This window comes from Comamonas suwonensis (assembly GCF_012844455.2).
Classification (GTDB): Bacteria; Pseudomonadota; Gammaproteobacteria; order Burkholderiales; family Burkholderiaceae_C; genus Comamonas; species Comamonas suwonensis.
On the sequence record NZ_JABBCQ020000031.1, the window covers coordinates 1 to 22,604 of the forward strand.

General features: G+C 61.2%; 30 protein-coding genes. 6 read left to right on the forward strand and 24 right to left on the reverse strand.

Annotated elements, in window-relative coordinates:
- The 23 genes from HF327_RS20975 to HF327_RS21085 all read right to left on the reverse strand — a co-directional run.
- A partial coding sequence (locus HF327_RS20975) for a phage tail length tape measure family protein (protein ID WP_198462297.1) occupies positions 1–1,647 on the reverse strand: 1,647 nt, incomplete at its 3' end.
- A 135-nt stretch (positions 1,648–1,782) separates the two neighbouring features.
- Positions 1,783–2,331 (reverse strand): DUF6631 family protein, encoded by a 549-nt coding sequence (locus tag HF327_RS20980; protein WP_198462298.1) that lies wholly within the window; start codon positions 2,329–2,331, stop codon positions 1,783–1,785.
- Positions 2,332–2,334: 3 nt separating this feature from the next.
- Positions 2,335–3,120: a phage tail tube protein gene (locus HF327_RS20985; protein ID WP_198462299.1), complete on the reverse strand. Its 786-nt coding sequence runs from the start codon at positions 3,118–3,120 to the stop codon at positions 2,335–2,337.
- 31 nt (positions 3,121–3,151) lie between these two features.
- Positions 3,152–3,361 carry a DUF7210 family protein gene (locus tag HF327_RS20990; protein ID WP_198462300.1) on the reverse strand — a complete coding sequence of 70 codons (210 nt, stop codon included), beginning with the start codon at positions 3,359–3,361 and terminating at the stop codon, positions 3,152–3,154.
- 7 nt (positions 3,362–3,368) lie between these two features.
- Complete coding sequence (locus HF327_RS20995) at positions 3,369–3,806, reverse strand: phage tail terminator protein (protein ID WP_198462301.1); 438 nt, start codon at positions 3,804–3,806, stop codon at positions 3,369–3,371.
- An 8-nt stretch (positions 3,807–3,814) separates the two neighbouring features.
- Positions 3,815–4,333 carry a gp436 family protein gene (locus HF327_RS21000; protein ID WP_198462302.1) on the reverse strand — a complete coding sequence of 173 codons (519 nt, stop codon included), beginning with the start codon at positions 4,331–4,333 and terminating at the stop codon, positions 3,815–3,817.
- Between the two features lie 14 nt (positions 4,334–4,347).
- Positions 4,348–5,262 (reverse strand): Mu-like prophage major head subunit gpT family protein, encoded by a 915-nt coding sequence (locus tag HF327_RS21005; protein WP_198462303.1) that lies wholly within the window; start codon positions 5,260–5,262, stop codon positions 4,348–4,350.
- A 43-nt stretch (positions 5,263–5,305) separates the two neighbouring features.
- Positions 5,306–5,713 (reverse strand): hypothetical protein, encoded by a 408-nt coding sequence (locus HF327_RS21010; RefSeq protein WP_198462304.1) that lies wholly within the window; start codon positions 5,711–5,713, stop codon positions 5,306–5,308.
- A gap of 38 nt (positions 5,714–5,751) precedes the next feature.
- Positions 5,752–6,894 (reverse strand): phage protease, encoded by a 1,143-nt coding sequence (locus HF327_RS21015; RefSeq protein ID WP_206764498.1) that lies wholly within the window; start codon positions 6,892–6,894, stop codon positions 5,752–5,754.
- A gap of 94 nt (positions 6,895–6,988) precedes the next feature.
- A complete protein-coding gene (locus HF327_RS21020) occupies positions 6,989–7,540 on the reverse strand; it encodes a phage virion morphogenesis protein (RefSeq protein ID WP_198462305.1) in 552 nt (183 codons plus the stop codon).
- Positions 7,541–7,655: 115 nt separating this feature from the next.
- Positions 7,656–8,891, reverse strand: coding sequence for a PBECR2 nuclease fold domain-containing protein (locus tag HF327_RS21025; RefSeq protein ID WP_198462306.1), 1,236 nt, complete (start codon positions 8,889–8,891; stop codon positions 7,656–7,658).
- Complete coding sequence (locus tag HF327_RS21030) at positions 8,884–10,482, reverse strand: DUF935 domain-containing protein (protein ID WP_198462307.1); 1,599 nt, start codon at positions 10,480–10,482, stop codon at positions 8,884–8,886. Before HF327_RS21030 ends, HF327_RS21025 begins: the two co-directional genes overlap by 8 nt.
- Positions 10,483–10,648: 166 nt before the next feature.
- A complete protein-coding gene (locus HF327_RS21035; RefSeq protein ID WP_198462308.1) occupies positions 10,649–12,313 on the reverse strand; it encodes a hypothetical protein in 1,665 nt (554 codons plus the stop codon).
- On the reverse strand, positions 12,313–12,858 hold the full coding sequence (locus HF327_RS21040) for a phage protein Gp27 family protein (RefSeq protein WP_198462309.1): 546 nt from the start codon (positions 12,856–12,858) through the stop codon (positions 12,313–12,315). The genes HF327_RS21035 and HF327_RS21040 overlap by 1 nt, the downstream gene beginning before the upstream one ends.
- Position 12,859: 1 nt before the next feature.
- The gene (locus HF327_RS21045; protein ID WP_198462310.1) at positions 12,860–13,153 is read right to left on the reverse strand and encodes a VpaChn25_0724 family phage protein; all 294 of its coding nucleotides are present in this window, start codon (positions 13,151–13,153) and stop codon (positions 12,860–12,862) included.
- Positions 13,154–13,162: 9 nt separating this feature from the next.
- Positions 13,163–13,453, reverse strand: a complete 291-nt coding sequence (locus HF327_RS21050) for a DUF2730 family protein (protein ID WP_236024335.1) — start codon at positions 13,451–13,453, stop codon at positions 13,163–13,165.
- 11 nt (positions 13,454–13,464) lie between these two features.
- A complete protein-coding gene (locus HF327_RS21055; protein WP_198462312.1) occupies positions 13,465–13,686 on the reverse strand; it encodes a TraR/DksA family transcriptional regulator in 222 nt (73 codons plus the stop codon).
- Between the two features lie 105 nt (positions 13,687–13,791).
- Positions 13,792–14,208: a hypothetical protein gene (locus HF327_RS21060; protein WP_198462313.1), complete on the reverse strand. Its 417-nt coding sequence runs from the start codon at positions 14,206–14,208 to the stop codon at positions 13,792–13,794.
- Positions 14,205–14,828, reverse strand: a complete 624-nt coding sequence (locus HF327_RS21065; RefSeq protein WP_198462314.1) for a transglycosylase SLT domain-containing protein — start codon at positions 14,826–14,828, stop codon at positions 14,205–14,207. Before HF327_RS21065 ends, HF327_RS21060 begins: the two co-directional genes overlap by 4 nt.
- Positions 14,829–14,831: 3 nt before the next feature.
- Entirely contained in the window at positions 14,832–15,275 is a 444-nt protein-coding gene (locus tag HF327_RS21070) for a putative holin (RefSeq protein WP_198462315.1), read from the reverse strand.
- Positions 15,276–15,384: 109 nt separating this feature from the next.
- Positions 15,385–15,768: a hypothetical protein gene (locus HF327_RS21075; protein ID WP_198462316.1), complete on the reverse strand. Its 384-nt coding sequence runs from the start codon at positions 15,766–15,768 to the stop codon at positions 15,385–15,387.
- Positions 15,769–15,784: 16 nt separating this feature from the next.
- Positions 15,785–16,237 carry a hypothetical protein gene (locus tag HF327_RS21080; protein ID WP_198462317.1) on the reverse strand — a complete coding sequence of 151 codons (453 nt, stop codon included), beginning with the start codon at positions 16,235–16,237 and terminating at the stop codon, positions 15,785–15,787.
- A 27-nt stretch (positions 16,238–16,264) separates the two neighbouring features.
- Positions 16,265–16,720 (reverse strand): helix-turn-helix domain-containing protein, encoded by a 456-nt coding sequence (locus tag HF327_RS21085; RefSeq protein WP_236024336.1) that lies wholly within the window; start codon positions 16,718–16,720, stop codon positions 16,265–16,267.
- A 111-nt stretch (positions 16,721–16,831) separates the two neighbouring features.
- On the opposite strand from HF327_RS21085, the gene HF327_RS21090 reads away from it, so the two are divergent.
- Complete coding sequence (locus HF327_RS21090; RefSeq protein ID WP_198462318.1) at positions 16,832–17,074, forward strand: helix-turn-helix domain-containing protein; 243 nt, start codon at positions 16,832–16,834, stop codon at positions 17,072–17,074.
- Positions 17,075–17,192: 118 nt separating this feature from the next.
- Here the strand turns inward: HF327_RS21090 and HF327_RS21095 are convergent, their stop codons facing one another.
- On the reverse strand, positions 17,193–17,525 hold the full coding sequence (locus HF327_RS21095; protein WP_198462319.1) for a hypothetical protein: 333 nt from the start codon (positions 17,523–17,525) through the stop codon (positions 17,193–17,195).
- A gap of 96 nt (positions 17,526–17,621) precedes the next feature.
- On the opposite strand from HF327_RS21095, the gene HF327_RS21100 reads away from it, so the two are divergent.
- Genes HF327_RS21100 through HF327_RS21120 form a run of 5 tightly spaced genes read left to right on the forward strand, consistent with a single transcriptional unit; the run spans position 17,622 to position 22,474 of the window.
- Positions 17,622–18,101, forward strand: a complete 480-nt coding sequence (locus HF327_RS21100) for a hypothetical protein (RefSeq protein ID WP_198462320.1) — start codon at positions 17,622–17,624, stop codon at positions 18,099–18,101.
- Positions 18,098–18,403 (forward strand): hypothetical protein, encoded by a 306-nt coding sequence (locus tag HF327_RS21105; protein ID WP_198462321.1) that lies wholly within the window; start codon positions 18,098–18,100, stop codon positions 18,401–18,403. Before HF327_RS21100 ends, HF327_RS21105 begins: the two co-directional genes overlap by 4 nt.
- A 28-nt stretch (positions 18,404–18,431) precedes the next feature.
- The gene (locus tag HF327_RS21110) at positions 18,432–19,400 is read left to right on the forward strand and encodes a hypothetical protein (protein ID WP_198462322.1); all 969 of its coding nucleotides are present in this window, start codon (positions 18,432–18,434) and stop codon (positions 19,398–19,400) included.
- 22 nt (positions 19,401–19,422) lie between these two features.
- A complete protein-coding gene (locus tag HF327_RS21115; RefSeq protein WP_198462323.1) occupies positions 19,423–21,210 on the forward strand; it encodes a helix-turn-helix domain-containing protein in 1,788 nt (595 codons plus the stop codon).
- A 7-nt stretch (positions 21,211–21,217) separates the two neighbouring features.
- Entirely contained in the window at positions 21,218–22,474 is a 1,257-nt protein-coding gene (locus HF327_RS21120; protein WP_198462324.1) for an ExeA family protein, read from the forward strand.
- Positions 22,475–22,604: the final 130 nt, after the last annotated feature.

Below are 22,604 nucleotides of genomic sequence, written 5' to 3' on the forward strand. Positions count from 1 at the left end.
GGCCTTGGCCTGATCGGTGCTGCTGCCCACGTTGTCCTGGGCATTGGCCAGCCCCTGCTCAGCCTGGGCGCGGGCTTGCTGCAGCGTCTGGAGCTGGGTCTGGTAAGCGGTGTCAACGGGGTTGGACTTGGGGCCTGCTCCGGTTTTAGGTAGGTACTGCTTACGCAGCGCCGCCTCAGTTTTGGCGATCTGAGCTGGGTTTAGAAGGGCGCTGGAAGGATCGGTCTTGCGGATATCGTCCAGCTGAGCGCGGTATTGCGACAAAGCCGCATTGAGCTTTTCTTGCGGGCTCTGTGCGGCCTTATTCGCCACTGTGACGGCATCAATGGCCTTTACAGCCGCCTGGTTGCGCTTGGTTTCTTCAGATTTATCCTCTGCGGCCTTGTCGTTGCTGGTCTTTTGGCCCTGTACCGATTCCAGGTTCGCTTCAGCGGCGGCGAGCTTGGCAGTGATATCGCCAGTAGCAAGTCCACGGGCTTGGCGCTGTGCCAGCTTTTGGCGCAGGAAGTCGACTTGCTTTTCGGCCGTGGCCACCAGGGCATCGTCTGTCTGAGGGCGACCGACAGCCAGGATCGCATCCCATGTCTCACGGACCACATCGCGCACTCCACGCCAGGCTTTCTCCAACGTGCCTGCGTTTGCGGCCAACTTCGCAGTGCGCTCGTCCATGGCTGCAGAGAAGGTCTTTTGCGCCAGCTCTGCAGCCTCGTCCTCTTTACGCTGCTCCACCAGAGCCTTAATTTGCGCGTAAACAGAGGCGGTCAGGTAGTTGTACGACTCATTGAGCTTGCGACTGGCCTCTACAGGAGAGCGCCCCAGCTCATTGAACTGCTCAACGGTGACGCTGACAGCTTGGCCAAGAACGCGCTCCATCCGTACTGCGGTGGTTGCCAACTGCTCAATATTCTTGCTGCTGACTTGTCCAGTAGAAGCGAGCGCAGCCAGTGCCTGGGCCGCTTCGTAGGTCGTTCCCACTACGCCGTCGATGCGCGTGGCCATGCCCGCCAATTGGCTCGTGGTTGAGCCCACCGCATTGCCAGTCATCACAATGGACTGGTTGAAGGCGTCGCTTTCCTTGGAGCCCTTGGCGTAGCCTGCGATCAGCACAGCCACTGCTGCGGCTGTCACAGTAAGCGGGTTGACCATACCCATGACAGAGCCGCCCACAGCCTTGGCCGCTGGCGCAATGCCTCCAAACATGTCCTTGAGCTGTCCACCCTGCTGCATCATGACCATGAACGGGCTCTGGCCCGTGCTCAGACCCACGGTGATGTCGGTCATCTGCATGGGCAACATGCGCATGGCCTGGGCATGTTGCTTGGCAGAGATGGCTGCAGCCTGGTTGGCCTTGGCTGCTCCGCTGACTGCCTTGCCTTGAGCCTGTGCCGCAGCCGTGGCTGCCGCGCTTGCATCTGCTAATGCCTTCGTCTCTGCACTGGCGGTCTTTGCAGCCGCGCCCATGCCTTTGCTCGCGTTCCCTGCCTGCTTGGCACTACCCGACAGTTTGTCGATGGGAGCGGTATTGATCTTTTGAGCGCCCTGGCCAACAGCCTCGGCATCGGCACGCAAGGCTTTCAGCTCTGCCCGCGCCTGGCTGACATCGGCTTGAAAGCGAAGCGCGACGTTCATGTCGCTGCCGTTGGCCATGGTATTTCCTTTACTTTCTCAGCTCGTTCATTCGGTCCTTGGCGGCGTCGCCACCGGCCATGCCCGCGTTAACGTCCAGCAGGCGCATGGCGCTGCGCTGGCGCTCCAGCTGCAGGGCCTGCCTGTAAAACAGCTTCAGCTGTCGCTCGGTGTAGGCGCCGAGGTCGCTGCGCTGGTGGCCATTGGCGATGAGAGTGGCGTAGATCGCACCCCAGCCGACGCCACTGTCTGCACTGACTGCGCCACGATTCGCTCCTTCATGACCGCGCTTGCCCGCTCGACGGCTTGCCGGTTGCGGGCGCGCTGCACGAAAAAATGGAAGTTCACCCCCCACCAGGCCATCAGCAGGTTCTCGACTTCATTGGAGGCCAGGGATTCCAGCCAATCCATGTCCCGATCCACTGCCTGCAGGATCAATGGCAGCAATCCATCCGTGTGCGTGGCAATGGCATGGAGCACCACTTCATAGGTGGGCTCATTCGGGCCAACCAGCATCTCTGCAATGGCGGCCACCATGGGCTCAGCCACGGGCAGCAGGCGCAGCCATTCCACATTGCCGTACTCACGCACCATGACCTTCACGCCGCCCAGCTCCACAAAGCGCTCAGGATGCAGCACCTCCATGTCACTGGGCTCGCGCTCTGCAGCAGGTGCTGCAGCGGGTTTTTGAGTAATTTGGGCCATGGCTTACTCGATGGGGTTGATCTGCACGTAGCGACCGAAGCGCCCCAGGGGACCATTGGCTGGGCGGCGCGAGTCAGACAGACACTCGGCCTCATAGGCCATGCCCGCCAGTTCATTGCCGCTGGTAATCAGGGCCAGCTCCTGCAGCGGGGCTGTGCTGATCTTGTAGAACTCGGCAATCACGGGCGCATTGCCTTCTGCTAGGTTGATGCCCTCGTAGCGCAGCTCCATCTCCTTGGGGGCCGCGTTGAAGAAAGCCACCTGGCGGGCACCTGCATGCTTGTACGCGGCCTTGAAGGGCTGGGTGAGTGCGGGGCCGCTAGGCAGGCTCAGCAGCTCGATGCTGCCGTGCTCCAGGAAGGCGTCGTAATGCTCGGGAGCCAGCGTCACCGGCGAACCAGTGCTGTCGGTGATGACCAGGTCAGAGACGTTGTAGGGCTTGTCCAGCTTGATCACGTCGCCTGCGGCAACGGTGGCGGGGAAGACCTCGGCCGTCACCGTACCAGCTGCAATCTCAGAAATGGTGCCGCGCAGCAGCTCAGCCAGGATGATGGGGTCCATCTGGTGGATGGTGGCCTTGAGGGTGCGGTCGCCGCCAATGCTGAAGCTGCGCACCTTGGACTTCTGGCCGCTGTAGCTTTCCTTGTGACTGGCGGTTTCATCGGTGCCACCAAAAGTCAGGCTGGACATATCGCCCGCCCAACGCCAGCCGCCATTGCCAACGGTGCCCACGGGACGCAGGTAAATGCGGCCCTGGCCGTAGAAATAGGTTTCAACTGTCTTGCTCATGCGAGTGCTCTCCTATGAGTTCTGGCTTCAATCAGGTCTTGGCTACAGCTGCTGCAGAAGCCTCAGCGGCCTGGTCTTTTTCCACCACGCCAGCGTTGCGCAGCCACTCGGCAGTGGCCTTGTCCACATCCAGCTCAGCGTCCTTGGGGTGGTCCTTGCCCCCGTGGGTGTGGGGCTTGAGCAGCTTGACCTTGACGGTCTCTGCGGCCTTGACGGTGGCTTCGGGCTTGATAGTGCTCATGGGGTTCTCACTTCTGGAGCAAATGGTTCAGTTGATAGGACTCGACGTAAAGCACCGTCGAGTGGTCGTAGTCCATGACTTCACCGGCCTCCCAGACCAGCGCGGTGGCACCTGGAATGGGTGGCACCCAGCCGATCAATGCCGAGCGGGTCAGGCCGATGTATTTGCGCAGCTCATCACCCAGTTGGTCGCCAGCACCGGGCCGGTAATTGGTGACCGCCAGGGCCAGTCCAAAGCGGGTGACGGCGGGTTGCACACGGGCACCACGTGGGCCGGTACCGCCGCCAGACTCGCCCGCGAAGATCACAAAGGCGCTGGGAGTGGCAAAGCCGCGCAGCTCTTGCACGGCCGCATAGTCGGCAGCGCCGCCGACCTTGCGCAAATCGGGCACCAAGGCCTTGAGGCGCTCAATGACCAGGCCGGTGTCAAAGGGTTCAAAGTTCATGCCTGCCTCTAGCGAAAGCTGTTGAGCTGCTTGCGGCCAAAGACCGGCTCTGCAAAGCTGAAACGCACATCGGTGCTGCTGCCGCCCGTGGCCACGGTGTCATCCGCGCCCAGGCTGAACTTGCCGTCGGCCGTGAGCTGCAGCAGCTTCAGGGCGTCGCGGTAGTCGCGCACGATGGGGTCGTTGCTTTCCATGCTGATGCGGCTCTTGTGGAGCAGATAGCGGGCAATGGAGCGGCTCCAGCCCGTCACCAGCTTGGGCACAGGGGCCAGCGGCAGCGTGTAGCCGCGTTTGGCCAGGAAGCCGTCAATCAAGGCATCAGCTTCGGCAACGGCGTCTTGAATGCGGGCCATGGCCGCATCGGCATCGGCCTGGTCTTCGGCAGTCCAGCTGCTGCGGTCACCGCCACGCAGGGTGGCGTCCATCAGCGCCGTGTCCACAATGCGCTTGTGCTCGGGCGTGGCCACCTCGGCCAGTTCCTTGGCACCGGGGCGCTCGGCCAGGTCGATGGGGGTGATGTAGGCCATGGCGTGCTCAGTACTTACAGCCAGGGCGAAACCAGAGGCTGCAGGCGACCCTTGAGGTCGTTGCTCTCGGTCGTCACCTCGGCACCCACTTGCACAGGCACCAGCTCGGCAGTCAGCAGCTTGTTGGCATCGCGTTGCAGTGCCGTGGGCACCACCAGGGTGGTGGCGCGCAAGCCCAGCGGACGGCCTCCATCGCCCTTGCAGGTCTCAATGGCATTAATAGCTGCCCAGACGTTGTCGGCCGTCAACGGCTTATTGCTGGCATAAGCCACTTGCCAGAAGCCAAAGCCCACGTTGCAGCGGCTATCTACACCGTAGACAAACTCGCTTTTGGTGAAGACGTTGGGATCGGTCTCTGCCGTCATGGCCACAAAGTTGGGGTTCTTGCGGTTCTGGAAGATCAGCGGCTTGAGGGCGCGCGACGTATCCAGCACAAACCACATAGGGCCATTGCCACCCAGGTCTGCGTTGCTGACGGCAGTCACCTTGCCTTTGGCATCCTTGACAGGGTGATCAGCAGAAAAGAAAGGCTTCTTGTCGTAGCACTGGACAGTTGCGCCATCCTTGAGCAGGCCGAAGGTCAGCTCATCGGGGTGTGCTGCGGCAGCGCGACCCATCTCAGCCATCAGTGGCGTGTAGGTGCCAAAGGTGTCGTCTTCGATAGCCGTTTTGGGCACAGCGATGGTCGACTCAAACGACTTGTTCTTGAGGCTGTAGCCATGGCTTTCAATGCCATGCACCACGCGCTCACCGAGCCATTCGCGCATGCCAGGCATCTGGCCCAGCCAGCCGTATTCCTCGGTGCCGGTCGAACTGGGCACCACAGTGGCCAGTTGCTGGTACAGGCTTTGCGCGGTGTTCAAGCCACTTTGGAAATTGGTCTTGAAGCCGATGAAAAGGGTTTTCAGATTGGTGGGAGTAATCAGCATTGCTGTGCCTCTGTGTTGATTGGGGGATGACCTGCCGTTGGGCTTAAGCCGTGGTTGGCACAGCGGCGGTGCCAATGGCGACCCACACACCGAAGTCGTCGATGTCGATCACTTCGCCCGCGATGGAACTGCCCGACTTCGCCACGGTGTGGTCATCGGCCACATAGGCATTGCTGCCGATGTCGGGGCGCTTGATCTCAGCCACGCCTGTGCTGTTCTCAAAGCAGAAGACAGCGCGCTCACCCTTGACCAGGTCAGTACTGCCAGCGTCGATACGCTCAGTGCACACAGCGCGCACCGGCTTTTTGTCGGCAGCTACGGCGGGCTTGGCAGCGCCCGTGGCGTCCAGCGTGTACATGGCACCAGCCATGATTGCGGCGGCCACGGTGTCGGTCACCATGAAGGAGGTGCCACGGCGTGGCGTATTGCGGTCTTGGGTCAGGCTAGGCATGAGAGTCCTCTGGGGTGGTGGTCAGGGATAGCGCCAGCTCAGGCCGCAGCCTTGGTCTTGGCAAAGTCTTCGGGGCTCAGGCCCATGGCAGTGCAAGCGGCCATTTCGTCCTGGCTCAGGCCGTGCGCGCCGGTGGCCAGCGCAGCAGGCGCCTTGCCGCCGGTCTGGGTACTGGTCAGTGCCGCAATGGGCTGGGCCTTTTCCAGATACGACGTCAACGCAGCCATATTGGTTTTGCCCAGGTCGCGCGCCCAGGGCTCCATGGCTGCCATCAAGCGGCCATCGGCCAGTGCTGGCTGGATCAGCTTGTCGACTTGGTCGGCATGCTGCTGCGCAGTCAGTGCGGCCAGTTGGGTTTGCACCTGTGTGAGCGCATCAATGGGAACAAACTTGGCAGGGTCAGGAGCCTTGCTTGTGAGCGCGCTGCAGGCGGCAGTAACGGCTGTGGCACCGTCTTCGGCCTTGAGAGCCAGCGCGGTGCGGGCCGCCTCGGCGGTGTCCTTGTGGGACTGAACGGCCGTCAGAGCAGCTTGCTCGGTGGTCGTTTCGGGCAGGCCGAGAGCGGCCAGCAATGCTTTGAGCAGTGGGTTCATGGGTTCCTCGGAGGGGATGATTTGCGGGGTGGAGAACTGCGCAGATGCAGCGGCCTGCATGGTGTTCAGGGCCTGCATGCCGTGAATGGCAGGGTTGTTGGTGAGCGCGCCCATGGTCACTTTGAGCACTTCACCCGTTTCAGACGAATACAGAAAAACGGGGCTGAAATAGCGGTACTCACCAGAGGCAATGGCTTGCAGGGCGCGGGCTGTCAGCTCGACCTCGGCAAACAGGCCAGCGCCTTCGACCCAGCGCAACGCATGAATCCAGCCAGCAGCGGGCGCGGGCTGGCCGTTGGCTTCCTTGTGCAGGGTCTGATGCTCGTAGTCGATGACAGGCGGCTGGGCCGTGTTGAAGCGGCCAATGACCTGGGTGGCAATGGCGGTGTTGATGCGCCAGGCGGGCACATCCATGACGCGGCCATCGCTGGGCGTGAAGTCCTGGCCAGGCGTCAGCTGCAGCAGATAGCGCCCATTGCTGTTGGGCTGCTGGGTGTTGATGTCACCCAGCGTGAAGCTGCAGGCGGCCACTGCTGCGCCAAGAGCAGCAGCGGTCAGGACAGCAAGGCGAGAGGTTTTGGAAGGCATGCCCGCCATGGTCGGCGGCGGGCGGGGTTCGGTCTTTTGGCCCAGGGCAAAGGCTGCGCCCTGGCGTGCAGCTAGGTCGGGGCTATTGGTCGGCCTATTGACCGTTCAGCCAATCCATCACCCGCAGCCGGATCTGCTCCTGATCGCCTGCATTGATGCCCAGGAAGGGGCGGGCTGGCATGTTGACCTGGTGGGCGGGGATGGTGACCTGCAGAGAACGCTTGGCCTTTTTCTGCTTCACAAACAGGTGCTTGGCCTTGCCTGCGCCAAAGTGCACGGTGGATTGACGGGCCTGCTTCTGGATGCTGCCACCGAACTGGTGGATGGCACCATATTTTGCGTTGGTGCCAACGCGCACAGCATCGTCCCCGTCTGGCTGCCAGTGGATCTGGCCCCGCAAGTAACCGCGCAGGGTCAGGATTTTGTCCTTATTCTGCTTTTTGCGGCGCTGGTAGCGCGGCTGCAGAGCCTGCCAGGCGGAGCCGTCCGGGCCGGATTGGGTTTTGAAGCGGTCACGGGTAGCGTCCTGCAGGTATTCACCAATGCGCGCCAGCAGCGGCGCGGTGTTGCCCATGGCCTCATCCATGCGGGCCAGCACGTCAGGGCCTGTGATGACCGTATCAATGGTGAGATTTGCTCCTGCCATGTTTTGCGCTCCTGTGCTTAAAATGTCATCAACTCATCGGGGGAGAAGACTGCGCCAAGCCAACCGACCCTACCCCCGGAGGACCCCAGCATGTGTGCGCCGTGCTGGGGTTTTTTTATTCCTCTCTGGCGTACAGGCGGGTGCCGACTCGCCAGTCCTGGCTGGTCTGGGCTGCACCTTGAAACGTCGTTACACCGGCCCAGCCATCCGAGCCCAGTTCAAAGACGGCCAATGTGGGCACCTCCTGCCCCTCGACGGCAAAGCGGGCGATATAGCGGCGGCGCACCACGGCCTTGCCCAGGGCATAAAGCCATTCCAGGCGCACCCAGATTTCATCGGGCTCCAGCAAGGCCCTCGCCAGCAGTGGAATGAACATCTCGCGGCCCAGCTTCTGGACCTTCCATTCCCCTTGCGAGGTCTGAAACAGCTCCTTGCCCACCACCAGGCGCTCGCCAATCACATCGCGCACGATGCTGGGTTGCTCCAGGCTGCCGCCCAGCGGCTCCAGAAAGGCCTTCACATACTCCTCGGGCGGCAGGCCCTTGGGCAGCAGCAGGTCGCTGGAGACCGGGCGCGGCGGTGGCAGCGGTGCTTGCGGCTGCAGATTGGGCAGGCCATGGCCACCGGCGCTGCCTGGCACGGGTGGGTCTGGCCGCTCTGGCGGGATGGCGCTGCGCAGGCGGGCACTGCCCGGTGCGTACTCAAAGCCGGGGTCTATGCCCTCGGGCACGCTGACCGTGCGCGGGCCGTTGGGGCTGCGCTGGCCAATCAGATGCTCGGCCCATTTGACCTCGGGGGTCGGGTCTGGCCCTTGCTTGCCCAGGCCCAGCAGATCGCGCAGCCACAGGCCCTTGACCTTGCACTGGCAGCCCCAGCCATTGGGCGGAAAGTAGAGCTTCCACCAAGGGTTGTCGCGCTCCAGCACCAGCCCGTCCAAGGCCACATGCTGGGCACGCGGGTGCTCGACCCAGTCGCTGTGCTCGTACTGCCAGTACGGTGCGTGCTGCAGCTGCTCCCAGCGGCCAGCGGCAAAGCTGGTGTTGAGGTTGGTCTCGTAGATGACCCTGCTGCGCCAGTTGCGGCCGCCGTTGTAGTCCCAGCCATGCTTGGCCACGATGCGGTCGAAGTCTTTGCGGAAATCCTCCAGCGTGCTGCCGCCCGTGATGGCCTTGTCCACGGCCGTGCGGAAATCCGAGACGATGGCGTCCCGGTTGGCCCCGGCCACCACAAACGCCCAGTCATGCTCCTGGGTGTAGATGTCGGTCCAGCTTTGCGTGGGCAGGTTGAGCTTGCGCCGGAAGAACTCGGCCTGCTCTTTGAAGGGCAGCGTCCCGTAGACCACGTTACCCATGATCGGCCTCGGACTCCTGCAGAACCTCCGTGCGGCCTGCCAGCTGCGCGGCTGTGGTGCCATCGGCCAGGGCCAAGGCGTATTGCTCCAGCGTCATACCAGGGACGAGCAGCTCCAGGCCGTCGCGGAACTCTTCCAGGCTGTCCACCGCCATCACCAGTTTGAAAATATCCGCAAACCATGGGCTCATGGCTTTTGCGACGTTGTTGGCCAGCTGCGGCGTCATGGCCTGGGCGGTGGTTTGGGGCGACGCTGCAGGCGCAGGCAGCGTAGCCGTCAGTGCAGCAGTACCTGTGGGCGCAGGCGCGGCCTGTACCACAGGCGTCATGCCCAGAACGACCTGGCCTGGCTGGGGCATGGGAATGCCCAGCTTCTGGTTGGCCCAGTCCTGCGGCACCTGCACGCCAATGCCCACCAGTTTTGGCAGCGCCTCGGACAGCACTTGGATGTCTTCGGTCTCGCCCGTGATCAGCCCAAAGCGCGGGCAGCGCTTGATGCCGTCCGGTGCCAAGCCGTTCATGGCGGCGATGGCGTAGACCAGGTCGCGGGTGATGGTGGAGTTGAGCTGGCGGATATCGCCGTCGCGCAGGTCCTTGCGCACTTCGTTGTGCACGTTGCCCAGCGCGTTGGTGCTGGCCGCGCCATCGGCGCCGCTGGTCAGCGTGCCGCCCAGAATGACCTTGGACTGGTTGCGCTCGCACCAGCTGATCATCAGTTCAAAGGCCTTGGGGTCGCCGGTGGCGGCGTCCTTGAAGTCGATGAGCATGCCCTCGGGGATGATGCCTGCGGCGTTGTGGCCAATGCCTACCAGGGCGCGCAGCAGCGTAGCCTTCTCGCGCTCGCTGGCATTGGGCGGGTATTTGCCCAGGCGCACGGGGATGCCGTAGATCTCCAGAAACTCGGCCAGGTCGCCCACGCTGTAGTTCTTGAACAGGTAGGTCCAGACCAACTGGCGAAACAGCGCCGTGCGCTCCAGATAGCCGCTTTTGGCTTTGTGGATGTGGGTGATCCAGCCAAAGGGGGTCAGGGGCGCGCCCTGAATCCCGTGTTCGTCCGTAGTGTTGCTACGCAGGCGCAGCTCCTGCCGGTAGCCCCGGTGCAGCTGAAACCACGACTGCGGCCGGTGGGTGATGCTCTTGGGCAGCCAAAAACCGTCATCGCGGTGCCATTCGATTTCAAGGTTTGCAAAGCCTTTGCCGATGGCGTCGGTCGCGTCAAAGATCACATCCTCAAAGTCGGGAATGGACTGCACCAGCTCGCCCAGTTGCTCGGCATTGCGTTTTTCTTGGGCGCTGGGGTTGTCGGGGGCGGTGATCTCCCAGTCCAGGATCAGGGCACGGCGGCGCTTGCCCATCTCGCTGGCAATGTGGCCGTCCTTTTCTTCCATGTCCTCAAACAGGTCGAACTGGGCCGTCAGGTCGCCTTGCTCGGCCGCGTCCAGGATGGTGGCCAACTTGGAGGGCGTGAGGCCTCGGGTCGGGTGGGTCTGCAGCTCACGCTGCAGGTGACCCAGCTGGGAGGTCTGCGGCGTGTTCACGGTGTCCAGGTCGATGGGCTGGCCGTCAGCGCCCAGAATCATGCTTTTTGCCATGTCGGCACCTCGCTGTGCATTTTGCAGTTGGGTTGGCCGCAGTAGTACGAAGCAAGAAGGCGTTTATAAACGCCGGTAAAGCCTCGAATGCAGCAAACCGGGGGCATTGCATGTCCACCGGCTAAAAATCGCTTAAATCGCCGTTTTAGGGCTGAGTGCTTTTGCATCACCAGCCCTCGTGCTCAATGAGCGGGAAGTCCAGGTCCTCGCGCATGCCATCGGCCAGCAGGTTGTCGAAGCCTCTGGGGTGGGTAGGCACGGCGATGTAGTCGATGGGGGCGCTCATGTTCACCGAAGCGAACCAGCCCAGAGCCAGCATCACAGCGCTATCCCCGTGGCGCTGCAGCTCTGGGTCCTTCAGGTCCTTGCGCCGTAGCTTGGTGACCATCGGCACGCCGTCGACGTCTTCGATGGCACGTAAGTCCTGAGCCCAGTTGGCGTCCATGGGCAGGTCGATCTGGCTGTCCTCAAAGGCCTGGATCAGTTTGGGCATCCATTCCTGATACCACTTGCGGCTGAGATCCACTTGATGGACATGGGAGTGGCCGAACTCGTCGGCTACCTCTTCAGCCAAGGGCGCACCCGGCCCGGTGGCGTCCATGGCGCCGCCGCAGCGGTTGGGCAGCCGTTTGATGGCATGAATGACGATCTGCCTCTGCTGCGCATACGGCACTTTGTGCATCTCAATGCCGATGTGCGTCTGACGGCGCAGGCCCAGCGTGATCGCATGGCCGCCCCACACAGAAAAGTCGCGGTGCCGCGCATAGTCCTGTGAGAACACATAGCGCAAACTCTTGTCCAGTTGGTCCAGCACAGGGTCTAGGACGCGTTTGATCCAATCGTCTACCCAGGCTTCGCGCTCTGGCATGGGCTTGTGGACGAACTCATCGTCCAGGGCTAGGCGCACCACAACCTTTTCCGGCAGCGTCTGGCTGCGGTCGATCCACACTCCGGGCAGGGCCACGCCGCTGCCATCGCGTGGGATGGCGTCCAGCTCTTCACGCATGGCGGCCTTGCGCACGCCATAGCCGTTGCGGATCTTGGCGTACCACTTCTTCTTGCCCTCGGGCGTGGCTTTCTCGCCCTTCATCCAGCACACGCGCTCATACAAGCCATTGGCCACGGCATCGTCAAACGTGACGGTGTACACGGCCGCATCATCGCCATAGAGCCCCGCTTCGATGTCGCGGCAGAACTGGGCAAACGGATTTTTCTTACCGTTGTGGGAACTGATAACGGTGATCTGGCCGCCCCAGATCAGCAGAGCTGCCGCAGCATCCAGTACGCCTTGAACGTCGGGGTGGAATGCGGCCTCGTCAATGACCACATGGCCCTGCAGGCCCCGGATATTGGCAGGACGGCTGGACAGCGCGCAGACCTGGAAGCCGCTGGCAAAGCGGATGCGGTATGCCGTGATGTGCTTGGTCTTGCCAGTCTCGGGGTCCTGATCTTCAAACAGGAACTCTTCAATGTCGGAGACAGACCCCTGGGCGCGGGCAATGATCTGGGCGAACTTGGCAACGTAGCCAATGGCTTCCAGACCCTTCTCTTTGGTGTCACCGATGTAATAGACGTTGTCACCGCCTGCCACCTTGCTGGCTGCCGCCACCAGGGTCTTGCGCAGCATGACCGCAAAGGTGATACCCGTGCGGCGTCCCTTGGGGACGGCCACGATGGAGTGCTGAAGCTTGACCACCTCGCGCTGGTGGGCCATCAGCACACCCTCGGCTAAGGGGTTGAAGCCTGCCGGAATCTCACGCACACGGGCGGGCAGCTCGTCCCACTCAACAATGCGGACGGTGCTGCTCAGCGGCTTGATGGTGTCGGCCATCAGCGTACCCCCAGGAATTCCTTGACCCAGAAGTCCACCTGCTCCTGGCTCATGCCTTGGGTCTTGGCGATCTTTTCCAGGTTGCCTTGCTGCTCCTCGAGGAGCCTGCGGCGCGCATGCTCTTCAATGGCTTCGCGCTCCTTCAGGCTCATGGTGCGGGCTTGCATGGCGGCGCGGGCAGCGCGTGCCAGTTCGCCCACTTCCTTGATGCTGACCTTGTCATTGCCATGCGCGTTCAACGCCGCATTTGTCGCCAACGTGGTCACGGCCTGGGCCAGCAGCGCACCGGCCTTGTCGCCAACGCCTTCGCCCAGCTCGTCTACCAGCGCGGCTGAGGCGGTCTCAATCTCGCGCATGCGGCCCAGCATTTCATCAAAGCCGACGCGGTAGCGGTGGATGCCGCTGCGGCTGATGTCGGCTGCAGGGTACTTGGCGCGCATCGCGTCCAGCAGCTCATCCAGCGTGTGGCGGTCATCACGGATGAGCTTTTCGAGGTACTTGCGGGCCTCGGGATCCAGGCGCGACACAGAAGACTTGCGGCCCATATCAGGCTCCGGGACGTTTGACGCCAGGCTGGACGGCGCGGCCCTTGGCCACATCCATGCCGCGTTCGCTCAGCGTGGCCAGCAGTACCGACTCGACTTCTTCCACCTTGAGCAGGCCTTGCTCTTCCAGCCAGCGCAGATCGGTCTTGACTTGGTCACGGCTTGGCGAGTGGCCCCAGCGCTCCAGCAGCGTGCAAAGGATGGAGCTGTTGCTCTTGTACGAGGGCAGTTCGGCCAGCGCCCGCAGGATGACCAGGCGGCGGTCTTCGGTAAGGACTTGGGCGTAGTTGCTCATTTTGAGGGCCTAATCTTTCTTGTTCAAAAGGTGGGTTTCGATGCGATCCATCACACGTACCAGCGGGTCAATGCGTTGGCCCATGGCCTCTACAGAGCCCCGCAGGTCGGACACATTGAGTGCCAGCGCGTGCAGTTGCTGCTGGCTGGGCACCTGCTTCATGTCGGCTTCCAGCGTGGTGATGCGTGTGCGCAGGTCCAGCAACTCCGCAGCGCTTGCCGCCTGACGTCCGATGAACCAGGAATAGATGCCCAACGCGACCGTGACCAGCCAGCGGACGGTCTCAGTGCTGAATGTCATGTCGGAAAAATTCATGGCAATTGCTCAAAAATGGTCTGGCACTTCACACAGCGCTGGCAGCCAGGCACAGCCCAGCGGCGGGCTTCGGGGATCTGGGCATCACAGGCTATGCATTCGGTAGCTGAGTCGGCCCCAGTCTTGCCTGCAAGGCCTGCGCGGCGCGCCTGGTCTCGCAGTGCGTCATCGCGCACCTGCAGCTCACGGGCTTGGGCGCGGTCAAAAAAATCTGTCAACGCAGGGCCTCCGATTCGTCCCACTTGATGCGCTCGACCGTGCGGCCAGCGCACAAGGCGTACAGGCCGTACATCTGCAGAAGGGCCTCAGCCACGGGGTCTACTTCACCTGTCATCGGTGGAGCCTCCGGTGGCTGCGGGCATGGGGTTGACGATTCCGTGGGATGCCGCTGCTGCCGCTCGGTCGCGGGCGGCGCTGATGCCGCGCATGACGCCAGCAGGGAACACGCAGCCAGCGCGGTCAGTAGCCGTGCTTTGCAATTCATGGCGGAAGTCCTTGAAATTTTGGGTCTGGGCTTGCTGCAAACGGGCCGTGGCCGTGCGAAGGGTTTGGCTGGCCTCGGTGCTGCGCTTGGCCAGGTCAACGTTGGCGGTCAGCGTGTCGGTGAGCTGCTGCAGGGTCTTGGAGTCCTGTGCGGCCTGCTGGGTCTTGCGCTCGCTGTGCTGGCCCCACAGCACGCCGCCCGCAGAGCTGACCAGGCTGGTCAGCAGCAGCGATAGGGCAATGGCGGCGCGGCTCATAGACCAGGCCCCCAGCTCAGATAGCGCGGCTGCAGGTCGACTAGGATGCGCTGGGGGTAGCTGAGGTTTTCACGGCAATGGACGGCTGCGCGGCGGGCTTTGCCGCAGGCTGCGTCCACTTGCTGCCGTGTGGGCTGGGCGGCACCGGAAACCGCTGCTTCACGTTGCCAATGGCCAAGCCCGCCGTTGTAGCCACGCAAGGCAACCCACATGCGGTCGTAAGACGCATACCGGGTCGGAGTGCGGTCATAGAGGTATTTGTCGTAACCCACCAGGGCGCGCAAGGCCCAGGCAGTGTTGTGAGGCTGGCAGTCAGCCGGGGCTAGCTTGTTCAGCTCGCACCACCAGGAGGCAGTGGCGGGCATGAACTGGGCCAGACCACGGGCACCGACGCGGCTGACGGCCTCGGGCTTCCAGGCAGACTCCTGATGCACCTGGGCTGCAAAAACAGCGACCGGAGCACCCAGACCCCATGTGGCATTGGCGGTGCGCACCAGCAAGGCGCGGTGTTGCTGGGCGGCTGCGGGCACCTGGGCCTGAGCGCTGCGGCAGTAGCTCAGTGCGGCCGAGACCATGGCCACGCCCAGCAGAATGACGGCTCGGAGATGACGGCTTCGCATGGCTCAACCGCCAAGGCTGATGGCAAGGATGGCGGCCGACATGATGAGCGCACGGCGCAGCATGCAGCCCAGCATGAAATAGACCCGCGTGGGATCAATCGGGCCGCACAGGCCCTCAGCCAGACACTCGATGGGGATCTGGCGGCCATCGTCAGTCACCACATAACCCTGGGCCGACTCTTCTTCCGTCAGTTCCAGCTCGTAATCAGCGTCCAGGTCGCTGAGGGCCGATACCTGAGGGCGTGCATAAGGAAATACTGCGCGGTCAATCCAGTAGCCAGCCAGGGCGGCCAGCGAGATCAGATTGAGCTTGTAAAGGCTGACTGGCAGCTGCTGGGGCGCGATCAGAAAGACAGCCAGGGACAAGACCGTGGCGATCAACCACCAGCTGGTCAGGCGCGGCAGCTTGGATTGTCGGGGGCTTTGAGCAGATGCGGTGGGTGGCATGAACGTCCTCGGTATGGGCTAACAAACAGGGTTTGAAAGCCCACACTCTGGACGTCAGAGGTGGTTTGGTCTTTTGACCGGGGGCACTATGGAAAGGCGCAGGAGATGGTCAGGCGGCTGGCTTTTTTATGCAGTCAACTTGCCAGTGCACGACTTCGAAAATTTTGTTATTCGGCTGTGGCTCAATTTCCAATTCAAGCAACTCCATTTCATTGCCACCGATCGGTTTCCCGTAAAGCCCCATAAAGCGAATTCTTCCGTCATAAGCGCCATAGGAATTCTTCGCCGCGACATCCCCGCAAACGCTGCGGACATTGGTGTATTTCGTGCTCTCCTCTTCTTTTGGCACGATGAATGCTTCACCAAATTTGGCCGAATCCGGGTCCTTGAGCTTTGCCCGAACAGCCTGTTGGGTGGTATTGATTAGGCTCGAATCAGACCCGGAACAAGCTGTCAGCACATAGGCAATGGCGATCAGCAATACTTTTTTCATGGCGTTGCTCCCTCTCTCAGGCGCGTTTTGCAGCGGCCTGTTGAATGCAGGCTTCAAGGTATTTCGTCGTTCTGACGCACTCAAAGTCACTGAGTTTTTTAACTCGGTCAGTTTCAAATTCACGCCGCATAAAGGTTTCTGCACGCGCTTCAATGGCGGGGCTGGAGGCCATAAAGCGCAGCAGCTCGCGCTGGGCCGTGGTGGCATCTGGTGCCTTCTTCGCATGAGCCGTCGGAGCCATTTTCGGCCGCGACATCTCGGATGGGTCTTGCACTAGCCCGTCTTCGTTGGATGCACGTTCTGAGCTGACAACCACGATGTTGTAGATCGTCTGATTTGTGTTGCTCTGATGATTGTTCAGGTCGCCTTCTATACGGCCCGCTTGGATATTACCGTCGCCCAATTCCTGCATTTTTTGCGATGACAACAGCTTGCTGAGCCATTGCAATAACTCCCTCAACTTCACCATGTCTCCCTTTCAGTCTGTGCTGTTTGGCTACTTGGTTCTTTTTCTTGCAGGTTTGGAATCAGGGTTGTAGTCGCCACCGATAGAACCGATTTGGACGTTACCGCTGCCCAAGTTGGACATGTTCATCCCCCCCGCGTTTGTCTGAGGCTTTGGTGCGGGGGCAGGCGGCATGCCCGCAGCAAATAACACCGAAGACTGCAGAAGGGTCTGCTTGGCATCCGTCTTGCAACGCCGGAAGTTATCCAGCAAAAGCTGCTCACTGGCATCTGCTGCCGGAAGGGCATCTTGCCTTTGCCCAGTCAAGACGTAGAGCACATCAACGCCAGCCTCAGCGACTGCAGCTAGGTAGTCGCTATCTGGCTTTCTCTCGTCTTTTTCGTAGAGCAGTTGTGCCTGTTTGCGGACCCCACCAAGCAAACCAAGTCCTTCCTGGTTCAAACCCAGGCGATCTCGCTCCTCGCGCAAACGCGAACCAATACCCATATGAGTAACTCAACTTAATGATTAGGTACGCATTCGCGTACATAATCCGTTCACACAAGTTCAAACAAACGCGTACTAGAGCCAACTAGTACGCACAAAACGGGACGCAACATGCCAATCAAAAAACGCTCTGAAGTCCGTGCCGAGTTCGCTCGTCTGGGACTGTCGTACTCGGCCTGGGCTACGCACCACGGCTACAACGTGAACCTGGTGATCGCCATCGTCAACGATAACGATGAGAACCCTGTTCGCAAGTGCGCTCGTGGTGCCTCGCACAACATTGCTGTGCAATTGCGTATCAAGGACGGCGAAGTGCAGCAGGTGGCTGCTCCCCGTATGCCTGTATTTGCTTGAGTGGCTGTTATGTCGCTACAAGATATTACAGGCAAACCAGAAGGTGAATTGACCACTTCGGTCAATGCAACGGTCCTCTACAGCCTGAGCCACGAATGGCTTGCCTATTGCAAGGCACTCACAGTGCAGGTTTCGGACGTGCAGGAACTGGCTGCTCAGGGCTCAGTGGTGGAGGCGTTTCGCCATCTATCAGAGCGCCTAGCTGGCATAGATAGACATGCCACTGCTGTTGTACGACCCGCAAGCGCTCCTTTTGTTCTTGTGGCGCCAGTTGCCACATCTGGTCCAAGCGCTGAGCCGTCGCCAGTAACGCTGTACGAGGCAGTTGCCTTGTCATCTCAGTCAGCACCCAGTGATGCGCCCACAGCTGCTCTTGCAGGGGCTGCAGGCGCTGCTGCACCGCGCGCTCTACCAGTTTCTCCAGCAGGGAAGTCTCGACGTTTTCGGACATTAGTTCGCTCCAGGTTGGTACTGGTGCCCAGTGTCGATGCGCCGCGCATTTCCATGCGGATTTTTGTTTTGAAAACGGTCCTGGGAGGGTCTTCAAATGCCACCGCGTAATTGGAAACGCTTTCGCGCCAGCAGCCTGCGTGATGCCATGCGTGCCTGCAAGGACTACGCATTGGAACGGCGCAAGTTGTCTGTAGCCCGCATTGCCGAGTTGATGGGCGATGTGACCGAGGACTCTCTGTACGGATGGCTGAGCAAAAGCAGCATGCCGCTGCGCTTGGTACCTACTTTTGAGATGGTTTGCGGCGCGCACTTTGTGAGCGACTGGTTAGCCGCTTCGGCGGGACGCATGGTGATTCCCATGCCCAAGGGCCACAAGGTCAGCGAAGCCGAGCTACTGCAGATCAACGCCGACTGCACCGCCGCTATGAGCCAGCTGGCCGCGTTCTATGCCGACCCATCCAAGGTGGATACCGCTGAACTGCTGGAGTTGCTGCAGCGTCACCTGGAACAGGTGGCGTTTCAACACCACAACGTGGGCCAGTACATCGCGCCGCAGCTGGAGTTTGAGGCATGAGCAGCACACCCGCAATTACCAAGAGTGTCTGGCCTGCGCTGCAAGTGGCAGAGGCTCTGGTCGACTACGCCGAACAGGGTGCGACCAACAAGGACCTGGCCGAGGCCTGCAAGACCACGGCCGTGGTGATTACCCGCGCCACGCAGACGCTGATTGCTTTTGGCTGGTGCCGCAAAAGCGAAGAGACCGAGCGCTTTTACCCCACAGCCCGGTTCAGCCGTCTGTCTTTCAAGGTGTCGGACTCATTCGACAAAGCACAGCGCCGCATGGATGACCGCCGTCATTCCATGACTTCCTACTGATTAACCCAAAAACAAGGAGAGATGACACATGTCCCGTATAGCAACAAAAACACAGGAAACCGTGACCGATGTGGTCTTGGACAAAAACGCAGTGGCGCGTATTGAGCAGGCCCAAGATGCCATGGCTATTCAGGCTCAGGAGGCATCGACACAGGCCAAGACCATGGCCTTGCAGGTGGGCTACGACGGTACTTTGAGTGTGGGTGCATTGGAAGATGAAATTCGCTTCTATCAGAAGCGCACAGTGGAAGCGATTCTGGAAACGGGCAAGCGCCTGCTGGTGCTGAAGGAATTAACTCCTCATGGTGAGTTTCAGCAGCGCGTTGAACTCTTGGGGTTCGCCAAGACAACTGCGTTCCGTTTTATGCAGGCGGCAGCGAAAACGGCAAAAAGTTCCAAATTGGAACTTTTGAGTACTCACGTCAAAAGCGCTTCGGCCTTTCTGGAATTGGTCACTCATGACGACGACACTCTGGAATCGCTCAAGGATATGGACGATATCGAGCGAATGAGCGCTAGCGAGCTGCGCGCCACCTTGCGCCAGGCCAAAGAAGATAACAAGTTCATTGCAGAAAAGCGCGACAAGGAAAGCGAGCGTGCCGACAGGGCAGAAAAAACGCTAGCCAGCGGTGGCCCGCGTTCTGCCCCTGTTTCCGAGCGTTTGGCTGATTTTGAGGAGCAAGTCGGCAAAGCACAGGAGGCTGCATCTAAAGCTTTGCTGGAGATCACAAAGCAGCTCGGGGCACTGAATGATTGGTGGTCGGAAGAGATGACACAGCAGCCCGGCTATGAGCCCGGTGATGCAGTGCCCACTCCGCCAGAGGTTGTTGAGCTGGCCCAGAAGATGCACGACCACATTGAGCGCATTGCCGCAAGCGTGGGCGGTCTGCAACGCCAGATTTGGGAGAACCACGGTCACGATATCCAGGCAGCGCGCACCTATGTGATGCAGCCCGGCGTGATCCCCGGCCACGCTGGCCAGGCCGAGGTTGAGTGAAGTCATGGTAGAGGACGAAACCATGGCAGCACTCACCCCTGAGATTTGCGACTACCTGCGGGAGCTGGCACGCAAGCTTGCGGCGGCCCCCCACGGCGCAGCAGGCCAGCTGGTGAACGATGCAGCCCAGTTTTTGGGCATGAGCAAGCAGACCATTTACCGCCACCTGAAGGCGGTGGCGGGTTGGGAGAGCGGCCGCAAGTGCCGCGCCGACAAGGGGCAAACCAGCGTGAACAGCGATGCGCTGATGACCCTTGCCACGATGCAGCGCGAGAGCGTGCGCGACAACGGCAAGCAGACCATGAAGACCCCGGTGGCGCGCAGCGTGCTGCAAGCCAACGGTCTGGAGGTCGGTGTGAGCAATGCCCACCTGAACCGCCTGATGCGTGAGCGTGGCCTGAATGTGGAGGCTCAGCAGCAGGCCGCGCCCGCCCAGCAGATGCGTGCGTTGCACCCCAACCATGTGCACCAGGTGGACCCCAGCCTGTGCCTGGTCTATTACCTCAACGGCCGCCAACAGATCATGGAGGACCGCGAGTTCTACAAGAACAAGCTGGAGAACTTTGCCAAGGTGAAGTTCAAGGTCTGGCGCTACGTGTTGTGGGACATGGCCAGCGGCGCGCTGCAGGTTTGGTACTGCGAGGCAGCAGGCGAGAGCCAGGCCAATATGTTCAGCTTTCTGATGCATGCCTGGGGCCAGCAGGAAGGCCGACTGTTCCACGGAGTGCCCAAGTATCTTTATTGGGACAAGGGCAGCGCCAACGTGGCCACGGCCATCCAGTGCCTGCTGCGCAGCCTGGAGTGCGAGAGCCGCACCCATGAAGCGGGCAATGCCCGTGCCAAGGGTGGCGTGGAAGGTGGCAACAACATTGTGGAGACACAGTTTGAATGCCGCCTGCGTTTTGAGCCGGTCGACGATGTAGAGGGGCTGAACCGCGCGGCCACTGCCTGGAGCGAGGCCTACAACGCCAACCTGATCCCCGGCCAGGACACACGCCTGCGCCGCACAGGTCTGAGCATGCCGGTGGCGCGTTATGACCTGTGGCAACTGATCAAGTCTGCTGAGCTCCGCTTGCTGCCCGAGGTGGATGTATGTCGTGCCTTGATGACGGGCAAGGAAGTGGAGCGCAAGGTGGACGGTCACCAGTGCATCACCTTCAGGCACCCCAAGGCAGAGCGCTCCATGACGTACAGCCTGCGCGGCATGGATGGAATCAACACCGGGGACATGGTGGCCGTGCGGCCGCTGGTCTATGGCGAGCTGGCCATTCAGATTGAGCTGCCCCGCTTTGACGGTGAGCCCCTGATCTACCGCGCAGAGCCGGAGCTGGAGTACGACCAGTTTGGCCGCCCGCTGTCTGCAGCCGTGTTTGGCGAGGAGATGAAGTCCCACGCCGACACGCCAGCCATGAAGGCAGGCAAGGCCATGGACGAGCTGGCCTTTCCCGATCAGGACGCCGACAAGGCACGCCAGAAAAAGGTGGTGCCGTTCGGTGGCGAGATCAAGGCTCACAGCTATCTGCAGGAGGTGGAGCAGCCGAGCTATCTGCAGCGCCCTGGTGTGGACATTGCCACCCCGGCCCATGCCGCACCGGCAGCCCCTCGCTTGCTGGATGCCGTGACCGTGATGCTGCGCATTCGCGCCGAGCTGGGCCGCAATCTGACGACGGAAGAAAACCAGTTCATGACAGCGCGCTTTGAAGGCGGTGTGCCCGAAGACCAGCTGGATGCGCTGATCGACCAGTTCAAGAACCCGCCCCAGGCCGATGTGCAGCCCCTGCGTGCTGCTGGTGGCCTGCGAGCTGTCTGAGGAGCCTATGAGCGACGAATACATGAAGCTGGCACTGCACGGGATTCTGGTGCAGCTCAAGCAATCACAGGCGGCGCTTGCGCGCCACTGCCGAGTATCGAAGGCAACGATCAACCTGATCTGCAAGTTTGATACCTGGCCTAAGTCTGCGAAGACCAACCAGACCACGCTGCGACCTCTGATTGAAGAGTTCCTGCGTGGAAACAGCGCGACAGAAGAGCAAGTGCTCGGCGCCTTTGAACCACTTTTCGAGGGGGTGCACCCGCTGTGTTCCACCACAGCGTGTGCCCTTTATTCCCAAGGCCAAAAGGCCAAAAACCAAGAGGATGATATGAACGTACGCCACAGCCGCCTGACTTCTGAGACCCGTCAGCAATTCAAGATTCTACGGGACCCGTTCGTGGACGAGCTGCGCTCCATCGCTGACGTGTTTGAGTCGGACGATATTCGCTATGTGCGCTCCGCTGTGCGCCAGACCGCTTTGCATGGCGGCATGCTGGCCCTGGTGGCTGAATCCGGTGCAGGCAAAAGCACCATCCGCAAGGACCTCATCGAGTGGATCAAGACCACTGGCGAGCGCATTGAAGTGATTGAGCCCTATGTGGTGGCCACAAGCGCGGCCTCCAAGTCGGGCCGCCTGCTGGTGGCTGCAGACATCGTTGGTGCGGTGATTCGCAACCTGGCCCCCAACAAGGTCATGCGCTCATCGCTGGAGGCCCGCACCCACCAGATGCATCAGATGCTGAAGGAAGGTGCCAGCGACGGGCGCAAGCATGTGGTGGTCATTGAAGAAGCCCATGACCTGGCCATTCCCACGCTGAAGGCGCTGAAGCGCTTTTACGAGCAGGAAGACGGCTTCAAGAAGCTGCTGTCCATCATCCTGGTGGGCCAGAACGAGCTGGCAGACAAGCTCAGCGAGAAGGACCCCGAGGTGCGCGAAGTGGTGCAGCGCTGCGAGCTGATCACCCTGCCGCCCCTGGATAACGAGCTGGGCGCATACCTGCAGCACAAGTTCAAGCGCGTGGATGCCGATGTGGCCACTGTGCTGGAGGCCGATGCGATTGATGCCATCCGCACCGTGCTGCGTCGCAATGAGACCCGCTCTTTTGGCGGTAAGCGCACGACACAGAACGTGTCGAAGTGCCACCCCTTGGCCGTGAACAACCTGGTCACACGCGCCATGAACATGGCTGTTGGCATCGGTGCCAAGAAGGTGAATGCTGCCCTGATCCATGCAGCGTTTCAGGAGAGTGGCAATGCATAAAAAAGTCGTCTCCATGGCCGCGTACAAGGCCTTGCGCCTGGCCTGGATCAAGCGCCGCGCCCGCATGCTGCAGCGCGCCTTCAGTGCCGACCTGGCCACGGCCCAGCTGGAGGCCACGGTGGACTGGTAT